At 61.0% G+C, this 3,198-nt stretch carries 4 protein-coding genes; all 4 read right to left on the bottom strand.

The genetic code is table 11. From position 1 onward, the window contains the following. On the bottom strand, positions 1–248 hold a 248-nt coding region (locus I55_RS08635; protein ID WP_044560117.1), incomplete at its 3' end, for a protein phosphatase 2C domain-containing protein. Beyond that, positions 248–1,492 (bottom strand): trypsin-like peptidase domain-containing protein, encoded by a 1,245-nt coding sequence (locus I55_RS08630; RefSeq protein ID WP_044560116.1) that lies wholly within the window; start codon positions 1,490–1,492, stop codon positions 248–250. The genes I55_RS08635 and I55_RS08630, both read right to left, overlap by 1 nt. A gap of 14 nt (positions 1,493–1,506) precedes the next feature. Then, positions 1,507–2,952 (bottom strand): PP2C family serine/threonine-protein phosphatase, encoded by a 1,446-nt coding sequence (locus I55_RS34260; protein ID WP_083900953.1) that lies wholly within the window; start codon positions 2,950–2,952, stop codon positions 1,507–1,509. Next, positions 2,952–3,198 (bottom strand): FHA domain-containing protein (locus tag I55_RS34255; protein WP_148293632.1); only part of this gene is annotated, 247 nt, incomplete at its 5' end. The genes I55_RS34255 and I55_RS34260, both read right to left, overlap by 1 nt.

Here is a 3,198-nt window from a genome sequence, read left to right as displayed (position 1 = left end):
ACGGCGATCGCCTGATCCGCCATTGACACCACGTCCAGCAATTTCTCCGTGGATAAGCTTGGCGCCTTCAGAAACTCCTTCTCCACCGTAGCGATACAGATCGCTGCGGCCACATCCCCACCGTCATGCCCGCCAAGACCATCGGCGACGCCGCACAGGGCGCATGTGTCCGTGACGTGCGCAACCAACCGATCATCATTGCGGGAGCGATCGCCGATCTCGGTATAGGGCCATGCGTTCAGGATCATCACACTAGTTCCAATTTGAGGCGGTGGCGATCGCCCCCTAGCGTCAGCACGGCGCCCGGTTTGAACCGAGAGATGACGTTAGGGCTGAGACGCTGGCTCGCTGCGGACGGCGACGCCAGGAAGGTACCGTTCGTCGACCCGAGGTCACGCACCTCAAAACGCCCGCTTTCGCTGTCAAAGCGTACGGAGCAGTGCTTCCGGGACACCTGAGAATCATCAGCTGGGAACACGACCGAAGCCTGCGCCGGATCGCGCCCCAGCAGGATGGGAGTGTCCTCGACGGTGACGCTCATACCCGCCAGGGGGCCCTCGACGATGCGGATGATCGGCCGGCCAACCGATTTGCCGCCACTGTCGGCGGCTGTGTCCGCATTCTTCGCCGCCACCAGCGTCGCTCGGGATGATGATTTCCGCCGCCAGGCCAGATAGGCGTAGCCCCCGCTCCCCATCAGCAATAACGTCAGGATGGCAGCCAAGGCGATCATGAGATACGGCGGCGCCCCCATATCAACCGGCACACCGGCGGCCCGCATGAGCGGCATCAACTCCGACACGTCGATGGCAAGGGCGATGCCCTCGCCCGAAGGTACGCGTTCCGTCGACACTTCTCCGTTGCCGCCAACACGGGCCACCAAGGCCAGTGCCTTCATGCTGTTGATGCCGATGACGTGGCCGTCGTTATCAAAAATGGGGCCGCCGGAATTCCCAGGGTTGGTCGGCGCCGTGTGCTGCACATACCGGTATCCGCCATCACCCAATGTGACGAAGCGGGAAATGTTGCCGCGCGAAACGGACGGAATGATGGGACTGGCGGATTGACCAACGTCATCGGCAGCACCCGGGAAGCCTATGGCGATGACCGGCGCGCCAACCTGAATTTTATTGGTGTCGGCGAGCGGCACCGTTGGACGATCGATCGCCTTGGCCAGGCGTAGAAGAGCCAGATCCTTTCCCGCGTCCGCCACCAGCACGGTGGCCGGGATGACCTGTGCCTCATCAATCAGGACGCCGATCTTGGGGTTTTTCCCACAAGTCAGGACATGAAGATTGGTGACGACCACCCGGGTATCCGCGTCGCCGACCAGGAAACCCGACCCAGTCGCCAGCTTGTTGTCCGCCTTGCACAGAAGGCGGACCGTTCCCTTCTGCATGGTCGCCAGATCAATGACGTTGGCGGCCGCGGTGCCTGCGGACAGAAGCAGGGTACTCATGCAAAGCACAACGCCGAGGGTCAAGCCATGCATCTTCCTCTCCTCCTTCAAGGTGCCACCCGTTTGCCCGCCCCACCCTGGGAGATAGGGGGCGTCGGTTCCGGCTTCGGACTGGAGCTATCACCAGCTGGTAGGACCGGATCTGCCGGTTGCTCTCCGGGTTCATTTTGCTTCTTGTCGTCTTCCGCAGGAAGTTGCCCGCTTCCTGCCCCCTCTCGTTGTTTCTCGGCCGGCGGCACGGGTGCGGTCGGAACCAACTGTTGAGCCTGCGGCGAAACTTCAGTTTTTTCTTTAGTTTTATCTTTTTCCTCTCCTCCTTTTTTTCTTCCTTTTGGTTCTGTTTTTATTGCCTGTTTGTGCGGCTTTTGCGCCGATTCGCCGGCACTCTTTTTGGCTTTGACTGCCTTCGAATCAGGTGAAGACGCCCGCTGGGCGGGCTGGTCCACTGTGGGGGAAGGATTGGATTGGGCCAGCTTTTGCGCGGACTTCGCAGTGCTATCCACCTCCTCCGCAGGATGTGGCGGGGGCGGCGGCTGCGGCGGCATGCTTGGCCCGGCAGAGGGGCGGAACTCCGACACCTTTTGCGTCACGGCATCCACGGCGTTGGGTTTGTCGACCGCCACCCCTTTGTGATGATGGTGCGGCAACCACAGCCAAAGGCCACCACCAATCGCCGTCGCCGCCAGCAGCGCACCGCCGCCCGCGATTGCTGGCCAAGCCCACCAGATCCGGGCGCGGTCTTCCAAAGCGAAAAGTGTCGCCGTGATGTTGTCCTGATATGGATTGCCTGTCGCCATAGCCGCTTCCGCCAGGCGTTCAGCCGCCTGCATCGGTTGGGTGTTAAGAACAAGCGACGCCATCTCATCGCCAGACAGGGCGCGATAGAGCCCGTCGGAGCAGGCCAAGACACGATCGCCACTCCGCAGACCGTATCCGTCTTGATTGACAACGGGTTCAGGCGGAGTGTCGGATCCAAGGAAACTGGTCAGTGCCTCCCGATGGGGATCGGACGCCGCAGTTTCCGGGGAAATCTCCCCTCGCTCGCAGCGGGCATCAAGAAGCGTTGCCAACGTGTCATCGACCGTCAATAAGACCGGCGCGCAGCCCTTCCGGAACAGGTATAGGCGACTGTCACCGACGGACGCCCAATAGAGGCGGTCTGCATGGACCACCGCGGTCACGATAGTCGTCCCCGCCTGATCAGCCCCATTGGTATGATGGATGACAGCGGCATGCGCCTCGGCGACCGCCCGCCGCATTGCAGCAGGAATGGATTCGGAAGGCGACTTGCCCGCATAGGCCGCCGTGGCGGCGTCGACAGCCACTTGACTGGCGATGCCACCATTCGCCAGCCCCCCCATGCCATCGCACACCACCATCAGAACACCACCGTGGCGACGGAAGCCGCCATCGGCAAAGCCGAAAAAGCCAAAGGTGTCCTGTTGTTCCGGCCGCCGCCCAATATGCTGGGCATTGCCGGGCATGACCTTCATCACTGAACCTCGTTGACAAGCGTCAGTCGCAGTTCCGTCCGACCGATCCCAATGATCGAATCAGATTCTGCGTGTATATAGCCCTGGATCGGTATGCCATTGACCCGGGGTCCATTCTTTGACTTCTTGTCCTGTACTAAAATTCTGTTGTTCATCAGCTCCAGTGTGCAGTGGGAATTCGATATCTGCGGATCATTATCGATCATGATGTCGCAATCGGGTGATCGACCGAGGAGCAACTCCTTC

The organism is Azospirillum sp. B4 (genome assembly GCF_000333275.1).
Lineage (GTDB): Bacteria > Pseudomonadota > Alphaproteobacteria > Azospirillales > Azospirillaceae > Nitrospirillum.
The sequence above is the reverse complement of the archived record's forward strand: the minus strand, read 5'-3'. Positions and strand labels throughout refer to the sequence as shown.